The following is a 22,854-nucleotide window of genomic DNA, read 5'->3' on the forward strand; positions in this document are numbered from 1 at the left end:
ACCTCATTTTGTAGATGGTAGTATTTTTTCAAGTAGGCTTTTTGAGCGTTCATGAGCAACAATAATCAGATAGGTTCGAGCGCGTGAACAGGCAACGTATAGAATCTCATTGATCCAATATGCATCACTGTCTTCAAGCCCGGTCAAAATAACGACCCGATTTTCCAAACCCTTGAAACGCGAAGTACTGCTGACGCGAATATCAATGTGACGAGAGGTTTTATCACTCCACTCCCGAAGGATGAAATTTCCCAACTTCCTCCCAGGATTGAATATGGTATGTTCTGGTGCCCGCGTGGTCAGCAATGTGATATGTCTTGGCTCTACCTTTTCGGTATTTACCAGACGATCTAAAGATTTTCTAACAATTTCTTCTTGTTGGGCCGAATTAGAGAAGAAATACACTTCGGGAGAGAGACCTACTGGACCATAACACACAAGTTCGTTTGAAGCAGTATGAAATTCTTTAACCACATTATGGATAGACTGGGTATTCCGGCAGTTCTCATTCAAAATAAACGGGGGGATCTTCAACCAATTATCCAGATCTTTGAGACGATGATAGATATTCTGATTATTATCATAGAAGACATAGAAGATACCCTTCTCACCGTCATGAAGAGCCATCATTAGAGTTTTAAGCCATTCTATATGAAAGTCTTGTCCTTCATCTACAATAATGGCATCATATTGAGTTCCTAAATTCTCTAAAGCCTCCAAAAGCATTTCGGGTAAGACATTATTATAGTAATCCTCATCATTTAGAAAAGAACGATAACCCAATCCAGCATCCTTCGCCAATTTTGTGCATAGTCCATGAAAATGAAATACATCAACTTCTTGTGGCGCAACTTCTCGTAAGTATTCAGCTAGAGGTACATTAAAACAGACCAGTAACGTTGCAAAGCCCTGTTCTGATAATTGGCGTGCTTTTTCCAAAGCCAGCATGGTTTTTCCAGAGCCTGCACATCCTTCGATGAGTGCACGTCGTTGCCGTTGGATGAATTGCAACAGAGCCATTTGTTGTTCGGTTAATTCAATAATTTTTTGCTCCTCATATTCAAGTTGTACGCCCATTGGGGTACTCAGCGTAATAGAATTTGCAAGAAAAGACTCAAGAATCTCAATCCCTTGTTTTCCCAACGCGCCGAATTTATTTCCATCTCTATGGAACCAGTCAAAAGTCTGTTCAATTTTATCTAACAGGTTTCTTAGATCCACCGCATCTATTATCAGTTCACGTGACAGGTCCGGACGTATGAGAATTTTTTCGGCGATTACATCTGGAAATACAACCGAATAAGCAATATTGATATAACGATTTCCCCAAGAGGGTAATTCTCTTAACTTGGAAATCATAGCCCCCTTGCTTCTTCGGAGTTGATTTACAGGGTCTTTGATAGGATGCTCTTGTCCATAACGATCTTTGCTATACCATTGCTGAAGATTGGCATCATAATGGATCTGTCCCCCTTTTACTTCTAAAATCAAAATACCTTTATTGGGGTGGGCAATAATAAAATCTGCTTCTCCGTCTTCTACACCTTGTTGAAGACTACGTATTTGCCAGGCCACGTGGTAGAACACGGTGTAATTATCGGGTAAGGTGGATAAGGCCGCGTAAACCTTCTTTTCTGCCGATAGCTTTTCATCTTTCAGTGCCCATTCAGGGAAGTGCTGAGGGTACATTCTTGCCATAAATAACCTGCGAGTCAAGGAATAGATTTTTGGAATAAGAATTTCGCTCAGGAAAGACTGTATAGGCCAAAAACTCAGCCCGCGCATTTCGGTTCGCTTGCGCGGGCGGCAAAAGTTTGCTATGCTTGTTTTTGCCGCAACGCGCCTTCACCGCGTTGCCGTCTCAGCCTCGCCGATACCAGCGGTGGGGCTGAATTTGTCTTTCTAGATAGTATATAGCAAAAGTTTATGCTTTCAAAGCCGTTTTGAGGTGGCAGAATCGGAATACCAAAAAATTACCACCAATTAACGGAGGACGCCATGTTGTTTAGCACTGCAGTCAAACAATTTATCGAAGAACGGATTGCGATGCGATATTCACCGCATACCATCCGGGATTATGGGGTCATCTATAAAAAATTTCTTGCTTGTGTGGGAGATGTGGATATTCGTACAATCAACAAACAAAACATCGTCCAGTTCATGGCTTCTCAATCGAAAATATCGGCAAAAACCCTGCGCAACTATCATGCCGACCTGTCAGCGTTATGGCAATGGGCTATCCAGCAAGGTATTTGTGATGAGAACCCGGTTCGCCAGATCAAAGCGCCAGTAGCGGAAAAGAAAACAATCTTACCTTTTTCCAAAATTGAGATATTTACAATTTTAGAGGCAGCAAACCACTCTTCCAATCCCTTCCAAAATCGAGCCATAATATTGCTGTTACTGGATACCGGAATACGGGCATCTGAATTATGCAACTTGACAATAAATGACCTAAACAAAGCGACAAATCATATTTTGGTCTTTGGAAAGGGAAAGAAAGAGAGAAACATTCCGATCTCAAAAAATACTTCCAACGCGATTGAGGAATGCCTCTGGTACAGAAAATATACAACCGCTAATTCGCCACTATTCGCTAAAACCAATGGCAAACCTCTCGACCGAGTTTTACTAGGACGAATTCTAACAAGATTAGGAATGGACGCGGGGGTAAGTCATGTTTTTCCACATCGGTTCAGACACACATTTGCGATTCAATTTCTGAGAAACGGGGGAAATATATATTCACTTCAAAAGATTTTGGGACATTCAACTCTGGATATGGTGAAGAGATATTTGGCAATTGCCCAACACGATCTTGATCGTGACCATGAGATCGCCTCACCGGTAAATCATTGGGGCTTAAGATAACTCAAATTCGAACTCCCGACTCACAGTTCACATCCGTGAGGTTCGGGGGTTCGACCCTCTCCGCGCCCACTCTACACCCCGCGATGGGGTGTTTTTTTTACAGGTTCGGGCGTCCCCGCAAGGGGGATGCAATTCGACCCTCTCCGCGCACACCTGATACCCCACCACAGGTAGAGAACCAATGGTTTAACTTTCCGTTCTTTCGTCACAAGCAACAGGTTAAAAAAGCCTGAATTTTCTTTTCAAACTTGAAAATAATCTTTACAAAGATGTTACGGAGTCCGTGGGAAAGACTTTTTATAATCTTTTTAAAGGTTGTGTGGAGGTAATGCTATGCGCGAAAAAATCTTCATTGTAGATGACAATGAAGTCAGCCGTAAATTGGTGGGTGGGATACTCAAAAAAGAAGGATACGAGGTTTACGCTGCCGCCAGCGCCACCGAAGCCCTGGCAGCCATTCCCAATATCATGCCGGATCTGGTGATTCTGGATGTGATGATGCCCGAAATGGACGGGTATCAGCTTTGCCGCCGGTTGAGGGATCGTTCGGACACCGCCCGACTACCGATCATCATTCTCACTTCACTCAATCAACTGGAAGAACGCCTAAAAGCCTTTGAAGCCGGCGCGGATGACTTCATTCCCAAACCGTTTCAACCGCAGGAGTTTCTGGCTCGGGTGCAGGTCGCCCTGCGGCGCTCTGGGTTTTACCTGCCCACACCGACCAAAACCGAAGCCAGTACAATTGCGGTATTTTCCTTACGCGGCGGCAGTGGCGTTTCTTCGATTACCGCCAATACGGCCATCGGGCTCAGCCAGTTGTGGAAGAAACCGGTTGTGCTGGTAGATCTGGCACTTGAAAACGGCATTTCCGCTCTGATGTTGGATTTGCCTCTGCGTCACAGTTGGGCGGAATTATCCAAAATCCACGCCGAAGAAATAGACAGTGAGGTGGTCTATCAAGTCCTTTTGAAGCACCCTAGCGGCGCCAATGTGCTGGCAGCCCCGCGCCGCCCTTACGAGGCTGAGTTGTTGAACGCCGATCAGGTCAAACAGGTGCTGACTTTGCTTTCCCAACAAAACGAATACCTTGTGATTGACCTGCCCCACAATTTTGCAGAAACGACTCTGGCGGCTTTGGACCAGGCCGATTTGATCCTGCTGGTGCTTTCCCCGGAACTGGCATCGGTGCAATGTGCCAGCATTGCGCTGGATGTGTTTTCCAAAATCGGTTATCCGCCCGAAAAAGTCAAACTGGTCTTGAACTGGACTTTCAAAGGCAAAGGACTGCCCAGAGAAGAGATTGAAAAGGTTCTCCAAAAACGAATCGAGATTGTCTTGCCCTTCGCCGGAGATGAGCTGATCAACGCGCTGACGTTGGGTAAGCCACCCGTTTATGAAGCGCCGGAAAGCGCTTTGGGCGGCTTGTTTGAAGATTTTGCCTTTTACTGGAGCAAACCCGAACACAAGAAAAATCCGCCCAAGCCGTATTCCGAAGCGCTGATCCGCGTTCAAAAGCGGATGAAAGCCAGAAAGAAATAAAACACCGGAGGGCGAATGATGGAAAAAAGAATTCAAGAGTCGGGACAGGGATTGTTGGAATATGCATTGATTCTGGTGCTGGCGGCAGTTGCACTGGTGCTGATTTTGCAGCTATTTGGGATTTCCCTGCGGGATGTCTACTGCGCTGTCGTCAGCATCTTTTCCGACAGCGGAACTTGCGCTGTTTCCGCCAAACCCGCCGTAATTTGCGAAGATGACTTTACCCAGGGATTGAGCGGCTGGCAAAATAATTTTGGGAACACCAACATACAAGGGGGCAACTTTTGCTGGAACGGAGCCACCCAAACCTTCAACCAATGTTCGATGAAGCAGGAATTAAAAGACTATGTCATCCACCTGGAAGATGTGGTCATTGGCCAAGGGCCGGGATTTGGTGTGTTTTTCAGAACAACCTTTGGGCAGCAAGGCGCGTCGGGGTACATTTTTCAATACGACCCCGGTATGAAGAATTACGGATCACCCAATGGCTCCTTCCTCATCCGCCGCTGGATGAACGGCAAAGAAATTTGGAAACCGATAGCCGAAACAACTATTCCGCCTGATTTTGCGCTTTACAAAACCCCCCATGATATAGACATCGTTGTCAGCGGCGCGAATTTTACTGTTCTGGTGGACGGGAAAAAAGTTTTGGAAGTTACCGATCATGTGTATAAAGATGGCGGGGCAGGTTTTCGTTCGTGGGGCAATACCACCGCCTGTACCTCGCACTTTTCCATCTTTGAAGTGAAGTAGCTAGCGGCAGGTTCAGGAGGTTGGAATGAATTTTGAACAATCACCCTCATTGAAAGATTTCCAAAACGGGCTGCGGGAAGACCTGCCCTCAAAAAAGCGGTTAACCCCCCAGCAGGTGATTATTTTGCTGCTGCTGGTGACGGTCATTGCACTGGCAGCCCTGGTTTGGGCGCGCTCCGACAGCGCTCAGCTGGTGCGCGGGGCCGGCAGTGTCAAGGGCTACGTGGTGGATGATCGCGGGCAGCCTTTTCAGGGAGAAATTTACATTCTCGGCACAGAAGTTACCGGCATTACCGACACCAACGGCTTCTTCCAGGTGGACGGTGTGCCCGCCGGAAAACAGTATTTGATCGTAGCCGACCAACGCATCGGGCATGAGTTTCAGATTGCGGTTTTACCGGGTGAAATTCTGGATGTCGGTACGCTCCAATTTGTTTCAACCGCGACACCGTGAGAAATGGACAAATTCAGGAGAACGTTAATGATTTTCCAGGAACTTAGAAAACGACTGGCGCTTCAATATGCCCTGACCGGTTTTGCAATCGGCTGCCTCTTCCCTGTTTTTGCAATCTTGCTGGAATTGATCGCGCGCGGCAACTTCAACGGATGGTTTTCGGTCGTTGAGTTATTTTCAGGCAGCCGGATCATCTGGGTAGTCGCCTCTGCGCCGCTAGTCATGGGTGTGGTGTTTTATTTACTGGGCAGGCAGAAAGAAGCCCTCCTGTTCGTTAACCAGAAGCTGGAAAGCGCGGTCAACGAACGGGTTGGTAAGCTGGATCAGGCCTATAAAACCCAGTTTATCTTAAATCAGTTATTACAGATTTCATTACAGAATCTGCCGCTCAAAGAAACGCTGACCCAATCGCTGGATTTGATTCTGGAATTGCCGATTCTTTCTTCAGCAAAGCAGGCCGGCATCTTTTTATATGACAGGCCCACCAACAGCCTAAAAATTGTCGCCGAACGCTACCTTGACCCGAATGCGGGGCAATTCTGCCGGTTGGTGCCGGATGGCTACTGCCGCTGCGGGGCAGCCATGCGCAATAACGCCATCCAGTTTGTAACCTGCCAGAACGAAATCAGTTCCATACAGCGCGATCAGTTTCACGGCAACCTGTATGTTCCCATCGAAGTGGATGGTCAACTGGAAGCCGTGCTGGCCGTGTACATTGACGAAAACACGGTCAACGATGAGGCCTGGAATCCACTCGATCTCGAGTCGGTCGCCGGTGATCTGGCTACGATTTTGAAAAACAGGATTAATGAGGAAAAATTACGCCTCCACAGCGTCATCCTCAATCACATCACTAACGCCGTTCTGCTTGCCGATCCTCAGGATCGGGTGGTCTGGGTCAACCCGGCTTATACTGAATTGACCGGCTACACACCCGACGAGGTGATTTGAAAGAAGCTGGGTTTCTCCCGCTCCGGTGCACATGACGACGAATTTTACCTCCAGATTCGCGAACAGGTATTAAAGGGCGAACTCTGGCAGGGAGAGTTGATCGAGAAAAAGAAAGATGGGTCATTGTTCATCAATCAGCAAACTTCCATTCCCCTCAGTGATGAGGAAGGCTCAATCAAGTATGTGATTTCGGTGATGGAAGACATCACCGAACGGCGCAAGGCGGAAGATGAAATCCGCCGTCAGAAACGCTATTTTGAAACCCTGGTGGAAAACTCCCCCATTGCCATCGTGACTCTGGATCATCAGCACCGCATCACCGGCTGCAACCCGGCATTTGAAAGCCTGTTCGGCTACTCTCGCAACGAGATTCACAACCAGAATATTGACAAACTGATTGTACCGGAAGAGGAACTGGAACATGCCAGGTCGCTCAGCGCAACCGTCGTAAGCCGTGGTAAAGTTCACCTGATCGGGCAGCGCAAGCGCAAAGACGGACGTCTGGTGGATGTGGAAATCTTCGGTGTACCGGTGGTGGTGGATGGTCAACCGATAGGCGTGCTGGGTATCTACCACGATATCAGCGACCTTTTGGAGGCACGCCGTCAGGCTGAGGCTGCCGCCCAGGCTAAAGCTGAATTTTTAGCCAACATGAGCCACGAAATCCGCACGCCTCTCAACGCCATCATCGGGATGACCAGTCTGCTGCTCGACACCCGGCTGGATGCTGAGCAGAAAAATTTTGTCGAAACCATCCGCACCAGCGGCGATTCCCTGCTCACTATCATCAACGACATCCTCGATTTCTCCAAAATCGAGGCCGGAAAGATGGTGATGGAAAAGCAACCCTTCTACCTGAGCGACTGCATCGAGTCGGCCATGGATCTGCTGGTTTCCAAAGCTTCAGAAAAGGGGCTGGATCTGTCCTATTTGGTTCAGGAAAATACCCCCAACCGCTTGCTGGGCGATGTCACCCGCCTGCGTCAGGTGCTGGTCAACCTGCTTTCCAACGCCGTCAAGTTCACCGAAAAGGGCGGGGTGTTTATAAACGTTGAGTCTGAAAAGATCACTGAGCCGGACGAGTACCGCGTTCATTTTGCGGTGCGCGACACCGGCATTGGCATCCCGGCTGATCGTGTCAACAGCCTTTTCCAGCCCTTTACACAGGTGGACGCCTCCACCTCGCGGCGATTCGGCGGTACCGGCCTCGGCCTTTCGATCAGCAAACGATTGGTCGAGATGATGGGCGGTGAAATTTGGGTGGAGAGCGAACCGGGCAAAGGCTCAACTTTTCACTTTACCATCCGGGCGCAAGCCACCCAGGCCACCCATCTGCTGCCGCACCAGATCCATACCGACGAACTGGCCGAGCGCAAGATTCTGATTGTGGATGACAACGCCATGAACCGCATGATCATCTCGCGCCAGACCGCCCGCTGGAAAATGAAACCCTACTCGGTTGCCAGCGGCGCAGAAGCGCTGGAATTGATCCGCAAAGGGGAAAGCTTCGATATCGCCTTGATTGACATGCAAATGCCGGAAATGGACGGCGTAGCTGTTGCCGGTGAAATTCGCAAATTACCGGAAGGCAAAAACCTGCCGATGGTACTGTTCACCTCTTTGGGATATAAACCGGAAACTGCCACCCAGGATTTGTTTACCACTGTGCTTTACAAACCGCTCAAACCAAACCAGTTATTCGAAACCATCCTTTCGGTGTTAAACAATAAACCGCGCCAACAACCCCGCAAACACACCGCGCCAGTCATTGACCATACCTTTGCGGAACGCTGCCCCATGCACATCCTGTTAGCAGAGGACAATCTGGTCAACCAGAAAGTGGCCATCGGTATCTTGCAGCGGATGGGCTACCACGTGGATGTGGCCGCCAACGGGCTGGAAGTGCTGGAAGCCCTGCGCCGCCAGCACTACGACGTGGTGCTGCTGGATGTGCAAATGCCGGAAATGGACGGCGAGGAAGCCGCCCGAGAAATTCAGCGCCGCTACCCACCCGAAGACAGGCCGATCCTGATTGCCATGACCGCCAATGCCCTGGAAGGCGACCGCGAACGCTATCTGGCAATCGGAATGGACGATTACATCTCAAAACCAATCCGTGTTGAAGAATTAATGCGCGGTTTGGAGAATGCCTATCAAAAAATTAGACGAGGTGAACATGTCTCTTGATCTGAGTACGCTCAATTCCTACCGCGATTTCATGGGTGAAGATGCAGACAGTTTCATTGAGGACATTATCCGCTCTTACCTCAATGATGCCCCCCGCTTGCTGGACACCCTGAAGGAAACCATCACCAGCGGTGATACCGCCCGCTTTGTACGCTCGGCACACACCCTCAAGTCCAACAGCGCCACGCTGGGCGCCGGGCAACTGGCCAGCATGGCAGCCGAACTGGAACAGGCCGGTAAAACCACCCCCCTGCCAGAACTGGCCGGGAAGGTCGCTGCTGCCGGCGAGGAACTGGAGCGTGTTTTACAAGCCCTGAAGGATTACTTAAACGGCGGATAAAACCGCCTGCAAAGCCGCAGGTTAAATGTTTTCGCAAGGATAGGCAAAGATAGTTTTCTCCAGCGCACCTGACCGAAAACCCGGTTTTGTTTTCCCCCTCCCCCGCCTCAACCCTCTCCCGGTGAATGGGGGCAGGGCAAATACCGGTTTCCAACTCCCTTGACAAAAATACTCATCGGTTTTATATTTTCCCGAAATTTGGTAAACCGGTGAGTATTTTTCTATGTCCGTCCGAAACGCACTTTTAGGTTTGCTCTGCCAGCGCAGCCGCTATGGCTACGAACTGTTGCAGGCTTTTCAGGCAGTGATGGGCGGGCGCGAAACCTGGGAACTCAAACCCGCGCAGGTCTATACCACCCTGACCCGCCTGAAAGAAAGCGGTCTGATCGCCGAAGAATCGCCGGAAAGTGAAGCCGACCAGGCCAGGCGTTGTTACACCATCACCCCGGCCGGTAAAGAGGAATTGCGCCGCTGGTTTGAGTCGCCGGTCAAAGTGGAACATCAGCGGGATGAATTCTTCCTGAAACTGATGCTCGCCATGGCAACCGGACAAACCGACCCGCGCCGCCTGATTTACCTGCAGCGCACCAGCCTGTTCCAGGAACTGCACCGCCTGACCACCCTGCGTATGGAACTCGATCCGTACACCTCGCTGGCTCACATTCTTCTGCTGGATCAGGCCATCATGCATGTGGAGGCTGATTTGCGCTGGCTGGACATGATCGAAAGCCGGCTGGACGAAGTCAGTCATCAGCCGGTGCCGGAACCGGAATTGAAACCGCGCGGGCGGCCGCCCAAATCCAAATCTCCCGATTAGTCACCATCCCCCCTATGAATTACGGAGGCATCATGAATCACCCAATTGTTCGTACCGAAGACCTGACCAAAATTTACGGGCAGGGTTCAACCGCCATCCGCGCGCTGGACGGCGTCAATCTTGCCATTCAGCCGGGCGAGTTTGTCGCCGTGATGGGCCCCAGCGGCTGCGGGAAATCCACCCTGCTGCATCTGATCGGCGGGCTGGACCGCCCCACCAGCGGAAAAGTCTTTCTGGATGGTCAGGATTTGACCACCCTCAATGATGACGCGGTGACCGCCATCCGCCGGCGTAAAATGGGCTTTGTTTTTCAGTTCTTCAACCTCATTCCGGTGCTGAACGCCCTGGAAAACACTGCCCTGCCGATGATTCTGGACGGCATCCGCCCGGCTGAAGCACGTCAGCGGGCGCAGGAATGGCTCGAACGAGTCGGCATGGGACACCGCCTGACGCATCACCCCTCGCAACTTTCCGGCGGGGAGCAGCAGCGGGTGGCGATTGCCCGCGCGCTGGCAGCCGACCCGGCCCTGATTCTGGCGGATGAGCCGACCGGCAATCTCGATTCGCGTTCTTCTGAGGAAATTGCCACCCTCCTGCGCCAGATTTCCTCCACCTGGGAACGCACCATCCTGATGGTGACCCATGACGCCCGGATTGCCGCCTACGCCGACCGGATTGTCTTTCTAAAAGACGGCAAAATTGTGGATGAAACTATTCTGGAACATCGCAACGGCGAACAGACCGAAGCCGTGCTGGATAAAATGCGCGAAATTGGTGACTGAGCAGCCGTAAAAGGAGTATGAGATGAACCTCTACTGGACTCTGGCATGGAGATACCTGAGCGGACGCAAATTGCGCACCGCCCTGACCACGCTGGCGATTACCTTTGGTGTGCTGGTCATTTTTGGCATGAACACCTTTTTGCCCACCTTCGTCAAAGCCTACCAGACGCAGGTGATGGCGGTTGCCGGTCAGGTGGATGTCACCATCACCCATAAAACCGGCGAGGCGTTCGATCCTTCGGTTCTCGAAAAGGTGCGCGCCGTGGAAGGGGTTGAAGTTGCCAGTGGTTCGCTGGAACGCATCGTCAACCTGCCGGCCGATTACTTTGATCACGATCCGCAAGCCTTTGACCGAATCACCGCCCTGCTGCTGAAAGGCATTGACCCGACGACCGCACGCCAGATGATCGCCTACAACATCATCGAAGGGCGTTTCCTTGAACCTGAGGATCAGGGGGCGGCGGTGATCACCCGCTCGCTGGCGCGCGAAATCGGCCTCAAATTGGGCGATACCCTCGCGCTGCCCACCGCTACCGGCATTGCCGAACTGAAGATTGTCGGCATCCTGCCGGAGCGGATGATGCCCGGTAACGAAGAAGTGCTGGTGACCCTCAGCGATGCTCAACGGTTGATGAACATGCCGGATAAGATTAACATCCTGGATGCCAATTTTGGGACACTGGATGAAGCCCGCCGCGCCGAGATTCAAAAACGAATCACCGAAACCCTTGGCGATTCCTTCAAAATCGGCGCGCTGGAAACCGGCTCGGAAATCTACACCAACCTGAAAAACGCCCAGTTGATTTTTGTGCTGATGGGCTTTCTGGCGCTGTTGATGGGCGGCTTCATCATCTTTAACACCTTCCGCACCATCATCGCCGAGCGCCGCCGCGATATTGGCATGCTCCGCGCCCTCGGCGCAAACCGCCGCACCATCCGCTGGCTGATCATCACCGAGGGGCTGCTGCAGGGGGTGATCGGCACGGCGGCCGGCCTGGTGCTGGGCTACCTGTTCGGGCTGCTGGTGTTGCAGTTGATTGTGCCGGTCGCCAAGCAATTTCTCAATATTACCGTCGGCGCGCCGGAGGTTTCACCGCTTTTGCTGATCAGCTCCATTGTGCTGGGAGTGGGCATCACGGTCGTTGCCGGTCTGATCCCGGCTTACTCGGCTTCGCGAATCACCCCGCTGGAAGCCCTGCGCCCCTCGTTGGGCAAGGTCAATTTCAAGCGGGTTGCCAGCCTGTCCTTTTGGGCCGGGGTTGTGCTGATGGCGCTGGCCGCCGGGATTTTGTTCAGCCGGCAGGCCGCCCTGATCGGGCTGGGAGCGGTGCTCTTCACCGTCTCGCTGATCCTGATGGCGCCCGCCTTGATTAACCCGATTGCGGTGATGTTCGGCAGCCTGCTGGCGTTGATCTACGCCCGCAACGGCACAGCCCAGTTAGCCGAGGGCAACCTCAGCCGACAGCCGGGCCGCGCAACCGTGACTGCCTCCACCACGATGATTGCCCTTGCCGTGGTGGTGATGATGGCTTCCATCCTCTCATCGGTGGCGCTGACCTTTACGCGGATCATGGAAAAAAGCCTGGGCAGCGACTACCTGCTGGTGCCGCCAACGCTGGCGGTGTGGGGCTCGAACACGGGCGCTTCCCCACAGCTGGCCGAGAACCTGCGCCAGATTGAGGGTGTGGAACTGGTCAGCACGCTGCGCTTTGCCGCCGCCCAGATTGGCGATATTGCCGTGGGCGTGCTGGGAATTGACCCGGACGCCTACCTTCAGATGGAATCGCTGACCTTCACGACCGGCGACCCGCTCAGCGCGTTTCAGGCGCTCAAAACCGAACGGGCGATGATCATCAACGGCGTGCTGGCAACCGCCTCCGGCATTCAGGTGGGCGACGAGGTTGAACTGGTGACCCCCGGCGGCAAACAGACCTACCGCGTGGTGGGGCTGGCAACCGACTACCTCAACGCCAAGACGACCACCGCCTACATCTCCCAGTCGAACATCGCCCTCGACTTTGGACGGCAGGAAGATGTCTTCTTCCAGATCAACCTCAAACCGGGCGCCGACCGGCAGAAGGTGGAAAGCGCACTGATGACCCTGCTGAAGGACTACCCGCAGTTCAAACTGCTCAACGGCAAAGCGTACGTGGAAGAAAACGCCCGCATGTTCGACGCCATCTTCATCGCCATGTACGCCATGGCCGCCTTTCTCGCCATTCCTTCGCTGATTGCCATGGTCAACACGCTGGCTATTGGGGTGCTGGAACGCACCCGCGAAATCGGCATGTTGCGGGCGGTGGGCGCCAACCGCCGTCAGGTGCGGGCGATCATCCTCTCGGAGGCCCTGATTCTGGCGGCAATTGGGACGGCGTTTGGTATTCTCGCCGGGCTGTACATGGGCATCATGGCGGTCAAAGCCTTTGAGGCGATGGGCTTCCCCATGGAGTACATCTTCCCGGCTTCCGGCATTCTGGCGGCGGCAGCAGTTGGCTTGCTGTTTGGGGCGCTGTCGGCGGTTGTGCCGGCCCGTCAGGCAACCCGGCTGGATGTGGTTGAGGCTCTGCGCTACGAGTAAAACCGGAAGCCGGGGTCATACACCCCACCGCGAGCCGCCTGACGGCGGCTCGCGGTTTCCCGCAAAGGTCAGCGAGCAGGTTGGGCTGGCCTCTTTGGGGCTATCTGGCCGCACCAAAAACGCTGATGGAAATCAGATGACAAACGGCAACCGCTCTTTTCAGCCAGAGTTGCAGTTCTTGACTTTCGACATACAGACCGTAGAGAATCGCTCCCCCGTAACCCAAAGAAACAAAAAAGAAAATGTCGTAGAACAAAAGCCTTAATTTGCGCATCATATCCCGGTCAGCCTATCCAATTTTGAGGGGTCTTGATGATATTTCCCCGCTTTTGCCTATTGCAGAGCAGAAATCAAACCTTCTTTGCGAATTTCCGCAGGCGGGTCATTCATCCGGATCGTCCAATTCGTTTTTTCGGGCAAATTCGAGCAAGTCGAAAAGGGAGATTGTGAAAAGAATTTTTCTTTTGCTGTCATCTTCAAGGATCACTTTTCTGGCATCGCTTTCACTCTCCGCAACCGTCGTTACAAGGATCTTTTTTTCGCCATCGGCAACCACATGCAGATAGAGATGGTAATCTTCCGGCTCGGCGTACCATGCCCCGCATTGCAAGATCACCGAAATCATTCGGGTTTCCAGTTCGTTGATCATCTCTTTTTTCCCCTTTACGGATCAATTTAAACGGATATTGTCATTTATTATCCTGACGGCTTGAGCCTCAGTCGAAATTCCCCCTGCTATACCAGCAAATTATACCCGAAACTTTCCAGTCCAGCCGGTAATTGATCTTCAAATGGATGATGATGAGGGCGCAAAACAGGCGGTTGTCGTGTCGTTTCAACCGGCTGATGAGCGGCCGAGCCCGTTGAGGCAGATCAAGAGATCAGGATGAGCAACAATAAGCCCAAGTCGCCAAAAAGGCGTGTCTTAATGCCCTTACGGGCATTTATTGATTCGGACCTTTCCTCTATGATACCGATGGTGGAAAGGATTTTTAGTTCTGTCTTAATGCCCTTACGGGTATTTATTGATTCGGACGAAATCAGATTTTGTGACGTTTATGAGAACATCGAGACGTCTTAATGCCCTTACGGGCATTTATTGATTCGGACAAAGCGTGCAAGGACAAGTTCCGCCCGCAGGCGATTTAGTCTTAATGCCCTTACGGGCATTTATTGATTCGGACTTCAAAAATTTTTACAAAAAAAATACCCCCCTCTTTGTCTTAATGCCCTTACGGGCATTTATTGATTCGGACCACTGATTCATCTCTGCATTTCTCTTGTTTTTTCAGTGAAGTCCGTTTAGTATAAGTACATTTTATTACCGGTTTTATAAAAAATCAATCAATTCTGGCAAAAAATTGCTTTTTCCGTACAATTTTAATCTTTTTTGCGTACCCCCCTCCAAAATTCGGTTATTTTTTGGTGGAATGAGGAGGGGGGTACGCATAATCTATACGAAACCCTCAAACGATCACCACTTCCGGTGGGGGCAGCGGCTTTCCCTGCCCAACCACCCGTACTTTTCCGCGGCAGGCGGCGCGGCTATCTCCCGCAACGGGAGCGCCGGATGAGCCGGATTATCCGAATCGGTTGGGTTGTAGTCCATCACCTCAAACGACGTATGCAGTTTTTAAGGTGCAGAGGCGCGATGCGGGCGCTTAATCCGATGTGCGGCTGGGGGAAGCCAGACGGCGCGCCTGCCCCAGCCCGTAAGCCGCCCCGCTGCCCAGCCCGGAGAATAGCGCAAACTCGGCCAGCGTGTAAAGGGCGGTCAGCCAGAAGCGGTCGTAGTGGCTGGCGGTGTAGGTAGCCTCACCCACCGCGCCGATGCGCAGCCCGCCCTGTTTGAGCGGCACCGGCACACTGTTCAGGCGGAAGCGCGAAAGGTGCAGGCACTCGGCGGCAAACCGGCGCGTTTCGGCCGGCAGGGCGAGTGGCGAAAAGGCGTTCCAGCGTTCCAGCAAACTGGTAAAAACCTGCTCCGGCAGCGGCAGTGGCAGGTGACGGCCATCCACGTGAAAAGTGGTCGGGCTGGCAAAGTGCAGGGTCAGACGGCGCGGCGGGGCGCTGCCCAGCAGGTGTCCGGCGGAGAAATCGTCGTAACGCGCCGTAGCCGCCCACGGGTGAGCGACGGGGTCGAAGTGGGCGGCTTCGATGCGGAAGGGCAGGTAATCCAGCTCCACCTGTGCGCCGGCGGCCAGCGGCCCGCCGGGCTGGGCGGCGGCGAGGAGCAGGCCGGCCAGCGGCGCCGTCAGCGCGGTAAAGCGCAGGGTGTAGGTTTGTTCGGGCTGCGGGCGGCGCGCCTCAAAATGCCCCAGCAGATTCGAGGCGGTGTAGGGGCGCAGGCCGTTATCGTCGTGCAGTTCGGCAGCCAGGCGTTCGTCGGAGCGTCGGACGACATCCAGCAACAGAGCCTGCGCCGCCCGCCCCCACCATTCCGGCAGCGGGCGTTCCTCGGCCGCGGCCGGCAGCGGGCGCACAATCAGCACCAGCGAAAGCAGGTCGGGCGGTGCGCTCATCCGGCCTCTCCGTTGGAGGGGTAGCGGGCGGCGCGCGCCCGTTCGCGCACCGCGTTGAGGTTGAGAATTTCGGCCACCTCGTAGCGCGGCGGCAGCGCATCCGGCACGGGGCGCAATCTGAGCACCGGGGGGAAGTAACCCATCCGCCCGTGCAGCTCGGCCAGCAGCAGGGCGGTGATGAAGTTGAGCGAGGGCGGGTTGACGAGAATGGGGCGGCTCTGCCACTCGGCCGGGGAGAGGGACAGGCGCGTCATGAGCGCCTCCAGCTGGGGCAGGAAGGGCTGGTTGTTGTCGAAGTGGACGGGGATGTCCATAATCTCAACCGGCTGGCCGCTGAGCGCTTCCACCTGTTGAATTTGATCGGTGGTGAGGGGGTGAGAGAAGTTGAGCAGCAAGATCATGGGGTTACCTCTAATCGGAAGGAGTGGGTAAATCGGCGGGCGGGTTTTCGTCCGCGGGCAGGATTTGCCACTTAATTAGCAACTGATGCAAGGCATCCAGCACTTCTGAAATCTGACGCTCCACCTTAGGAAGGTTCATCCGGTCTGCCTGATGCTCCGCATGGCTCAGTTGATTACGCAGCCTCGTCAGGCTAGAAAAGTTTTTTGCCATGCTCTCTGCATCCGGCCATTCATTGTAAATTTGATAGCCAATCCGATTCAAGTCATCCACGCTGAATTTGCGCTTTTCGCCGGTATGCTCATCGGTTATTGGCTGACCAATTTTGGCAATCCCCGAAATGGCTTTTTCGAGTGTGGATCGCTGGTCGTGTTTCAGGTGAATGTTTTTTTCGTAACGCACGGCTACCGCATCAATCATCACCTCGCGCGCCAGCGTGACAGCCTGGAGCATTTGGCCATGGTCCGCATACCACTCGATCATCTTCCACTCCCGGCGGATAAACTCTAACGGATCATCTAGCGGAGCTTCGAGCGCAAAATCATCAAAAATGCCGATGATATTCTTCGACAAGACACTGAAAGGCCTGGAAGTATGAGAGAAAGATCTGGCAGCCCTCTCCAGATGTGGACGCAAATCAGTGCTGGCTTTCATCAGACTGACCGGCTGGCATAAGAAGGCAGCCTGCGAAACGGTTCTGAGCGTTTCCGCCGCCCGTTTCTGTTCTTTGACGCCACCCAACAAATCCGCCAGCCGGGTAGCATTGCCGGTTTGAACAAATTGATCGGCAGCATTAATCCAATCCAGCATCGAAGCAAAACGCGAAAGATCCAATACCGGCGCTACACCGTTATTTTCTTTCTGTAAATCCAGTGCGCCATAGAGGATCGAGCGGATGGTCACTCCCTTGGCAGATTTGAGATAAGCTGCAAAAAGGAAGGCAAGAAAAGGGATTGAACGCAGTCCATGGGTAATATCGAAGGTTACCTCTTCTCCATCCTTAATTTCGTCAATAACATTGTCAAAGATACCCCACATTTCTTTATCATCACGACCGGTAGGAATGGGAACCTTCTGAATGCGGGGATCATTTCCCTTTTCAAGAGTCGACGAATAAACCGACTCCGCTTCCGGCGTTGTTAGCACCAGCATTCGATCAAAGTTAAGAAATTGCAGGATGGCTTCGGCAAAAACCTGTCCTTGATATTCCCTGCCGTCATAGCGGTAAGTAGTTTGTTGAGGGCGAATGCCCAGAAACGTAATCACCGTATGCGTCATGTCGTCCTCCAGAGTGAGAGATTGCCGGTAACCGGCTGGAACTGCACCAGCACCCAACCGAGCGGCAGGGCGGGGCTTTCCTGCACTTTGCCGTTGTTGCCTCTTTGAAAGGCGGCCGCCACCCGCCGCGAGAGCGGGAATGGGTCGCCGTGTTTGCGTTTGCCACGCGCCATGCGGAACTGGCGCAGCAGCGCCTCACGGGTGTTGGGGTCGCCAAACATCTGCGTACCGAACGTTTTGCTCTCCCAGCCGGTACCCCAGCCCAGGCACAGGAGCATCTGGTTGGGCTGCAGCTGGCTTTTGAGCAGGGAATCGTAAAACGAGGTCACCCGCCCGGCGCCGGGGATGCGCGCAAACCAGGCCTGCTCGCGCCGCACCTGCTCCTGCGCGCGCTTGTTGACGATCTGCGGCAGGGCACGCAGCGCGCTTTCGGCGGCAAACCGCAGCCCCTTGCCCTTCGCCCAGTCCGAGAAGAGCGCGGTATCCACCTTGATGGTCAGCTCAAAGGTCACATCCGGGCGGATGGCTTCCATTTCGATGGGCGAACCCAACGCGCCGCCGCGGTTGATCACCCGCGCGTTGACCACCATCAGGCTTTCCGCACCGAGCGGCTGGCTGTCGCTGACCTGCAAGGCGCGCAGCAGGTCGTGGTTGGGGTTTTTGCCCAGCAGCGAGCGTTCCAGTTCCTGGGCGGCAAACTTGGCGTTACGCCCAAGGTGGCTAACTTCCAGCCGCAAGCCGTTCTGCTTCCACAATACGGCGGCCAGCGCCGTGCGCAGCGCGCCTTTGAGTGAAGAACCGGGCAGGTAGGGTCGGTCATACACATCCTTGATCTGCTCGCGCAGGACGGCCCCTTCACCGGTGGCACGCGGCGTTCCTTTCAGCACATAGCGGAAGAGGGGACTGTCAGGACGATAATCAGCCTCGCTGAGCAGCTCCTGCGGCGGCCGTTCGGCGATGATGGCCAGTTGGCGTGGGTCCTCGATCTTTTGGGCTTCCAGCAGGTGGTCATGGTGGATACGCCAGGTGTGGTCTTTATAAATGGCATAATCGTACTGGTTGAGCAGTTCTATGCCGCTGCCAATGTGCAGCGGAGTGAGGGTGGAAACCTTTACCTGAAAGACGGTGTAGTCGGGCATGTCAACCTCCTCGCGCGTTGAAACCGGCCGCACAGGCAAGCCCGTAACGGTAGATGGGGTGCGGCAGGTCGCCGGCTTGCCGCGGCGAAACCTCGCACACATCCCCCGCCGGCAGGTTCGGTAAGTTCAGCAGGCTACCCTCGCCGATCATCAGCACGCGCTGGCGCAGCAGGTTCTCGCGTCCGAAGGGATCACACCAGCCGCCCACGCTGACCAGCTGGTAGCATCCGTCTTGCAGGGCAGTGGGCAGTTCGGCCGCGCGGGGGTGATAGCGGCTGAGCAGGTAGGCCGGCTGGCCGGGCGCAGCAACAGGCAGTTCAAATGGTAGTGGCTGAGGAAAGCCTTTACGCAGCTCAAAACCGCCAAAGCCGATGGCGCGCTTCCCGCCCAGCCCACTGTATTGCAGGGCATCCAGCGCGCGGCGCAGCAGGACACGGCTGGGGTGAGTTTCATCGGCCAGCCACTGCACGCCAAACCACAGGCCGCATCCCGGCTGAAAGTGGATCTGGACGGTGTGGTAGATATCCGGCGCGTAGCGGATGCGGTCCACGGTCACATGCGGCTGGCGGGCGCGGCGGTAGACCGCCTGGCGCCGCAGGGCAAAGATTTTTTCTTTCCTCAGTTTATAAACTTCCAGCAGCGAACCGGTTTCTTCCAGCGTCAGCCAGAACTGGCCGCCTTGCAGGGCAATGCCGTTTTTGGGCGGTTGCTCTTCTTCTTTTGGAAAAAGGTCATCATCCAGCCGCTCACCGCCCAGCAGACGCAAAAAGAGCCGCTCGGAAAGGTACTGCACCTTTTTGATGCGCTTGCCGTAGTCGCGCAGGGTTTCGGCGCTCAGCGCGCCGCTCCAATCCAGCGGTGCGGGGTAAAAGCGCACCTCGCCGACGTAGGGGAAAGTCGAGGTCAGCAAAAAGGGCGGACGGGGTGGATCGGTCAGAAACGGCTGCAGGAAGGCGGCCGTGTCCTCGCCGGAAGCCGCCAGCGCCGCGGTCAGCGCGCTGAACAGTGTATCCGAGGGGATAGCAGGCAGGGTGTCTTCCAGCTCCAGCCCGCGCCGGCCAACCCGCACTACGCCCTTCATTTTCAGGGCATAGATTTCAAGGGGTGGCATATCGCCCTCCTACAACTCGGCCAGAATTTGCTGCTGAAGGCCGCTCAGCCCGGCGGCCAGTTCGGCAACCGTTTCAAATTCTCCTAATTTCTTCGGCTCGGCGCTGTAATCCTTGCCGCGCCAGGCGAGGCGAATGTTCTGGATCTCCACCTTGCCAGAACCGCGGCTGCCCAGCCCGCCGAGGTAGTCATCCAGCAGCAGTTGCAGCCCTTCAACAATCACCTTCAGGCGCTGAACGTCCTTTTTAGCGTCGCAATTGGCACCTTCATAGACCGAATAGACCAGTTCGGCGTTGCTGAAACGGGTGCCGGCCGGCACGCGCTCCATCTGGCGTGGGTTGGCTGCCGAGGTCACCCGGTCAATCGAAACTTCGGTCTTGACTTCGGTGTAGGGCAGGTCGGTGCCGGCATTTTCCAAAGCCTTTACGCTTTCTTCATCCATAAAGACATCCCGCACGATCAGGCGGGTGGGGGTGGCAAACTCGCGCTCGCCCGGCACGCCAAAGGTGGTACACACATCACAGTTCAGGTAAGTATCAGAGTGTTTATTGTTTTCCGCTCCACAGGAATGAATATAACCCTGCCCGATGCGCTGGTTCTGCGGCAAGCCCTTGTACTTTTCCAGCAGGCTGCGCATCTTGCCGCGCAGGCTGGAACCGGGGATGTAGGGCCGGTTGGTGAGCGGGTCGCGGATGACCGTCTTATCCACCCCGCCGATTTCGATGCCCGATTCGGTACCGCCGATGTGCAAACCTGTTTGGGCAACCACATCAAAATGGATTAAAACGCGTCCTTTGAGTTGAATTTTGTTGTTGTTCATCATGACCTCCTGAAGTTCAAGTTTTGCGGGGTGCTAACTGCCACCGTAGGCTTTGTGGTAGGCCAGAATTGCCTCGAGGAATTCGACAAAACGCTTGAAGTACTCGTCCTGCTTTTCGGCCGGCGCCTGCGTGACCGCATCCAGCGCCGGTTTGAGCACATCCACCAGCGCCCGAACAGCCTGCCCGCGCTCTCGGCGGGCGCGGTACTCCATCTTCGGCTTGAGCAGAATCAGGCGGCGCAGTACCTTCTGGCGCTCGGCGACCGCTGCTCCGCCCTTCTGGCGGGCAACTGCCCATTCACCCTGAATCTGGCGCACCTCGCCGAACAGACTGCGGATCTGGCTGGTGGAAAGATACAGCTCTTTCAACTCCTTACCGAACTGATTCGTCCATTGCACCAGCAGTTCGCCGCTGGCGTCCTGAGTGATAATTTTTTGCACTTCATTTGCAGGTATGGGGCTCATTTTATTCCTCCTGTGTATTGAGCGTATAAAACTTTGGACTTATATCCATCAAGATTGGGGTTAATTTGTCTTGGAATTGTGTAGAGAGACCTTGAATCTGGTTCTCGAACCTCGTTCGATTTTCTTGAATCAATTCTTTGAGGTAATTAGCCGCAAAAATAACCTGAGTCAAATCTGTAAAGAAACGAATCCTTCTCCTTTCCTCAGTTTCGGTTAGAACCGATAAACTCAAGCAAAACATCCTAGCATTTCTTCTCATCACCCGGTTAAATTGATGATGGCCGATCTCTTCGCCTAGATTTACATTTATTGCTAATTTCTCAGTTTGGCTCCAAAAAGACCTCATCGTATCGGGATCATAATTTCTTTTTTGTGCTTCTCTGTTCCATGCTCTCCAATAAATGCGGTCAAGCATGACGCCAATTCGAATGTTCTGATCTTCAATTAAGGTTTTTTGAGACTCTGTGGCTTCCGTTCTCACTTCAATCGGTTGATCAAGGGTTAATTCTTCTGCTTGTGCAATCTCGCTCGGTTGACTATTATTTTCAGAATTGTCCATATCCTCTCCATCTTCTGCTATCGTCGGGATTATCTCGTTTTCCTTTACCAAATCATCCTGTTGCGGGGAATATTCACCAATAATCTCTGGCAAGGCTGTTTCAAGATAAAAAGGAATCGAACAAATTTGTGTCAGCTCCTGGTCGGCGTAAATAAAGGTTTCAACCTTTTCAAGGATCTCACTTTTGCATTGAACTTCAATGTATTTTCGGATTTGCTCTTGATTAAATGGCTGTATTCTTATTTCCGATATGTCTTTTCTGTATTCATCCGCAAAAGATGGTGAAGGCGGGCGAGTGGCCAGAATAAATTTCAGATCAGGATACTTCCTTATCAAATCTTCTAAGATTCGAATAAAACTCCTGCCAACTACCCTATTCAATATCTCATCAAAGCCATCCAGCAACACCACAAAGTGATACCTCCGATTTTCAAATAACCGATTCAATTCTTCAGGTCTTCTCTCTGGAAATTTCAATCCCTCACATAAACGATTAACCAGAAGGCTTTCCATTTGATCGCTATTATTTATGTTCAACTCCCTTAGTGAAACAAAAATCGGTATAAAACCAAATGGATAGTACACCTGATGGTAGTTTTCTTGATTTCCAATATCCCCCTCCAATAATTCAGCCCTCATATAAGCGAACCTTTCGAGTAATGTGGTTTTCCCAATAGCGGCTTCGCCAGTTATTACGAGAAGGTTTTTGTTACTCTCAAGGAACCTCCGAATCTCTTCAACAATCTCTATTCCATTATTTGAAAGTAATTCTTGATATCCTTCAATGGTGAAGGATTCCTTGAATCTCTCTTGCAGTTTCACAAAATAATTCTCCCATTGTTCTGGAAAAATATACGGGCATTTTGTAAAAGGATGGTAAATTCCTTCCATTTCGGGAGCCAGTCTTTCGTTGCTCTCCCCGGTTCGTATCCAGGATTGACCTGTTTCTATGCGATCCAGACTTCTTCTGACTTTGAATGGGGTTTCTGTTGGCAGAGGGGGTATTTTGATGGACAAAATGATATGCCCATCACAATCAATTGCCTCCAAGTTCACAGCCCGAAGCTCTGGTTGGATATAATCATTTATGAGATTTTTTATAGTTCTTTTTACTCCATCAATTCCTCTGAGTTGATGTATCATTCTTTCTGTAAATTCTTGGACCTTAACAAAAATGGTGAGTCAGAAGTATCCTTATACGGTGACCAAACCAAATAAGGAGAACCCAATGACTCACCAAAATGATTATAACCTTTCTGCAGGGACGATCGAAGAAATTTTGCGCAA

Annotated in this window: 21 protein-coding genes, 1 pseudogene and 1 CRISPR repeat array; of the genes and pseudogenes, 10 read left to right on the forward strand and 12 right to left on the reverse strand. The window is 52.9% G+C overall.

What is annotated here, in order from left to right; all coding sequences use genetic code 11:
• Nucleotides 1-3: 3 nt before the first annotated feature.
• Nucleotides 4-1,698, reverse strand: coding sequence for an NERD domain-containing protein (locus tag AC812_RS16545; protein ID WP_061919062.1), 1,695 nt, complete (start codon nucleotides 1,696-1,698; stop codon nucleotides 4-6).
• A 300-nt stretch (nucleotides 1,699-1,998) separates the two neighbouring features.
• Between AC812_RS16545 and AC812_RS16550 the strand changes: the two genes are divergently transcribed.
• The 10 genes and pseudogenes from AC812_RS16550 to AC812_RS16595 all read left to right on the forward strand — a co-directional run bounded on the left by AC812_RS16550 (nucleotide 1,999) and on the right by AC812_RS16595 (nucleotide 13,275).
• Nucleotides 1,999-2,871 carry a tyrosine-type recombinase/integrase gene (locus AC812_RS16550; protein ID WP_061919064.1) on the forward strand — a complete coding sequence of 291 codons (873 nt, stop codon included), beginning with the start codon at nucleotides 1,999-2,001 and terminating at the stop codon, nucleotides 2,869-2,871.
• Between the two features lie 333 nt (nucleotides 2,872-3,204).
• On the forward strand, nucleotides 3,205-4,413 hold the full coding sequence (locus tag AC812_RS16555) for a response regulator (RefSeq protein WP_061919066.1): 1,209 nt from the start codon (nucleotides 3,205-3,207) through the stop codon (nucleotides 4,411-4,413).
• A 15-nt stretch (nucleotides 4,414-4,428) separates the two neighbouring features.
• Nucleotides 4,429-5,166, forward strand: a complete 738-nt coding sequence (locus tag AC812_RS16560) for a 3-keto-alpha-glucoside-1,2-lyase-like domain-containing protein (protein ID WP_061919068.1) — start codon at nucleotides 4,429-4,431, stop codon at nucleotides 5,164-5,166.
• Between the two features lie 25 nt (nucleotides 5,167-5,191).
• Nucleotides 5,192-5,620 (forward strand): peptidase associated/transthyretin-like domain-containing protein, encoded by a 429-nt coding sequence (locus AC812_RS16565; protein WP_061919070.1) that lies wholly within the window; start codon nucleotides 5,192-5,194, stop codon nucleotides 5,618-5,620.
• A 222-nt stretch (nucleotides 5,621-5,842) separates the two neighbouring features.
• Nucleotides 5,843-7,384 (forward strand): annotated as a pseudogene (locus AC812_RS18405) (PAS domain S-box protein); the annotation flags it as partial.
• Nucleotides 7,385-7,405: 21 nt separating this feature from the next.
• Nucleotides 7,406-8,758 carry a response regulator gene (locus AC812_RS18410; RefSeq protein ID WP_346265129.1) on the forward strand — a complete coding sequence of 451 codons (1,353 nt, stop codon included), beginning with the start codon at nucleotides 7,406-7,408 and terminating at the stop codon, nucleotides 8,756-8,758.
• Nucleotides 8,748-9,098, forward strand: a complete 351-nt coding sequence (locus AC812_RS16580) for an Hpt domain-containing protein (RefSeq protein WP_061919076.1) — start codon at nucleotides 8,748-8,750, stop codon at nucleotides 9,096-9,098. The genes AC812_RS18410 and AC812_RS16580 overlap by 11 nt, the downstream gene beginning before the upstream one ends.
• 223 nt (nucleotides 9,099-9,321) lie before the next feature.
• Nucleotides 9,322-9,915: a PadR family transcriptional regulator gene (locus tag AC812_RS16585; RefSeq protein ID WP_061919078.1), complete on the forward strand. Its 594-nt coding sequence runs from the start codon at nucleotides 9,322-9,324 to the stop codon at nucleotides 9,913-9,915.
• Between the two features lie 32 nt (nucleotides 9,916-9,947).
• Nucleotides 9,948-10,697: an ABC transporter ATP-binding protein gene (locus tag AC812_RS16590; RefSeq protein ID WP_061919080.1), complete on the forward strand. Its 750-nt coding sequence runs from the start codon at nucleotides 9,948-9,950 to the stop codon at nucleotides 10,695-10,697.
• Nucleotides 10,698-10,719: 22 nt separating this feature from the next.
• Entirely contained in the window at nucleotides 10,720-13,275 is a 2,556-nt protein-coding gene (locus tag AC812_RS16595; RefSeq protein WP_061919082.1) for an ABC transporter permease, read from the forward strand.
• Between the two features lie 100 nt (nucleotides 13,276-13,375).
• Here AC812_RS16595 and AC812_RS17745 read toward each other — a convergent pair whose 3' ends face one another.
• From AC812_RS17745 to AC812_RS16640, 11 genes are all read right to left on the reverse strand, one after another.
• Nucleotides 13,376-13,552: a hypothetical protein gene (locus AC812_RS17745; RefSeq protein ID WP_157235502.1), complete on the reverse strand. Its 177-nt coding sequence runs from the start codon at nucleotides 13,550-13,552 to the stop codon at nucleotides 13,376-13,378.
• Between the two features lie 105 nt (nucleotides 13,553-13,657).
• On the reverse strand, nucleotides 13,658-13,924 hold the full coding sequence (locus AC812_RS16600) for a hypothetical protein (protein WP_061919084.1): 267 nt from the start codon (nucleotides 13,922-13,924) through the stop codon (nucleotides 13,658-13,660).
• Nucleotides 13,925-14,197: 273 nt separating this feature from the next.
• Nucleotides 14,198-14,531: direct repeats of the CRISPR family, unit length 36 nt; unit sequence GTCTTAATGCCCTTACGGGCATTTATTGATTCGGAC.
• Between the two features lie 218 nt (nucleotides 14,532-14,749).
• A complete protein-coding gene (locus AC812_RS18325; protein ID WP_282955637.1) occupies nucleotides 14,750-14,884 on the reverse strand; it encodes a hypothetical protein in 135 nt (44 codons plus the stop codon).
• A 52-nt stretch (nucleotides 14,885-14,936) separates the two neighbouring features.
• Nucleotides 14,937-15,797, reverse strand: a complete 861-nt coding sequence (gene cas6, locus AC812_RS16605) for a CRISPR system precrRNA processing endoribonuclease RAMP protein Cas6 (protein WP_061919086.1) — start codon at nucleotides 15,795-15,797, stop codon at nucleotides 14,937-14,939.
• On the reverse strand, nucleotides 15,794-16,198 hold the full coding sequence (csx15, locus tag AC812_RS16610) for a CRISPR-associated protein Csx15 (RefSeq protein WP_236839275.1): 405 nt from the start codon (nucleotides 16,196-16,198) through the stop codon (nucleotides 15,794-15,796). Before csx15 ends, cas6 begins: the two co-directional genes overlap by 4 nt.
• 10 nt (nucleotides 16,199-16,208) lie before the next feature.
• Nucleotides 16,209-17,474: a TIGR02221 family CRISPR-associated protein gene (gene csx2 / locus AC812_RS16615; RefSeq protein ID WP_061919088.1), complete on the reverse strand. Its 1,266-nt coding sequence runs from the start codon at nucleotides 17,472-17,474 to the stop codon at nucleotides 16,209-16,211.
• Nucleotides 17,471-18,613: a type III-A CRISPR-associated RAMP protein Csm5 gene (gene csm5, locus AC812_RS16620; RefSeq protein WP_061919090.1), complete on the reverse strand. Its 1,143-nt coding sequence runs from the start codon at nucleotides 18,611-18,613 to the stop codon at nucleotides 17,471-17,473. Before csm5 ends, csx2 begins: the two co-directional genes overlap by 4 nt.
• A 1-nt stretch (nucleotide 18,614) precedes the next feature.
• Nucleotides 18,615-19,724 carry a type III-A CRISPR-associated RAMP protein Csm4 gene (csm4, locus tag AC812_RS16625; protein ID WP_061919092.1) on the reverse strand — a complete coding sequence of 370 codons (1,110 nt, stop codon included), beginning with the start codon at nucleotides 19,722-19,724 and terminating at the stop codon, nucleotides 18,615-18,617.
• Nucleotides 19,725-19,733: 9 nt separating this feature from the next.
• Complete coding sequence (csm3, locus tag AC812_RS16630) at nucleotides 19,734-20,543, reverse strand: type III-A CRISPR-associated RAMP protein Csm3 (RefSeq protein ID WP_061919094.1); 810 nt, start codon at nucleotides 20,541-20,543, stop codon at nucleotides 19,734-19,736.
• Between the two features lie 33 nt (nucleotides 20,544-20,576).
• Nucleotides 20,577-21,008: a type III-A CRISPR-associated protein Csm2 gene (gene csm2 / locus AC812_RS16635; protein WP_061919096.1), complete on the reverse strand. Its 432-nt coding sequence runs from the start codon at nucleotides 21,006-21,008 to the stop codon at nucleotides 20,577-20,579.
• Nucleotide 21,009: 1 nt separating this feature from the next.
• Entirely contained in the window at nucleotides 21,010-22,710 is a 1,701-nt protein-coding gene (locus AC812_RS16640; RefSeq protein WP_062158987.1) for an NACHT domain-containing protein, read from the reverse strand.
• Between the last annotated feature and the right edge of the window lie 144 nt (nucleotides 22,711-22,854).

This window comes from Bellilinea caldifistulae, assembly GCF_001306055.1.
GTDB classification, from domain to species: Bacteria; Chloroflexota; Anaerolineae; order Anaerolineales; family Anaerolineaceae; genus Bellilinea; species Bellilinea caldifistulae.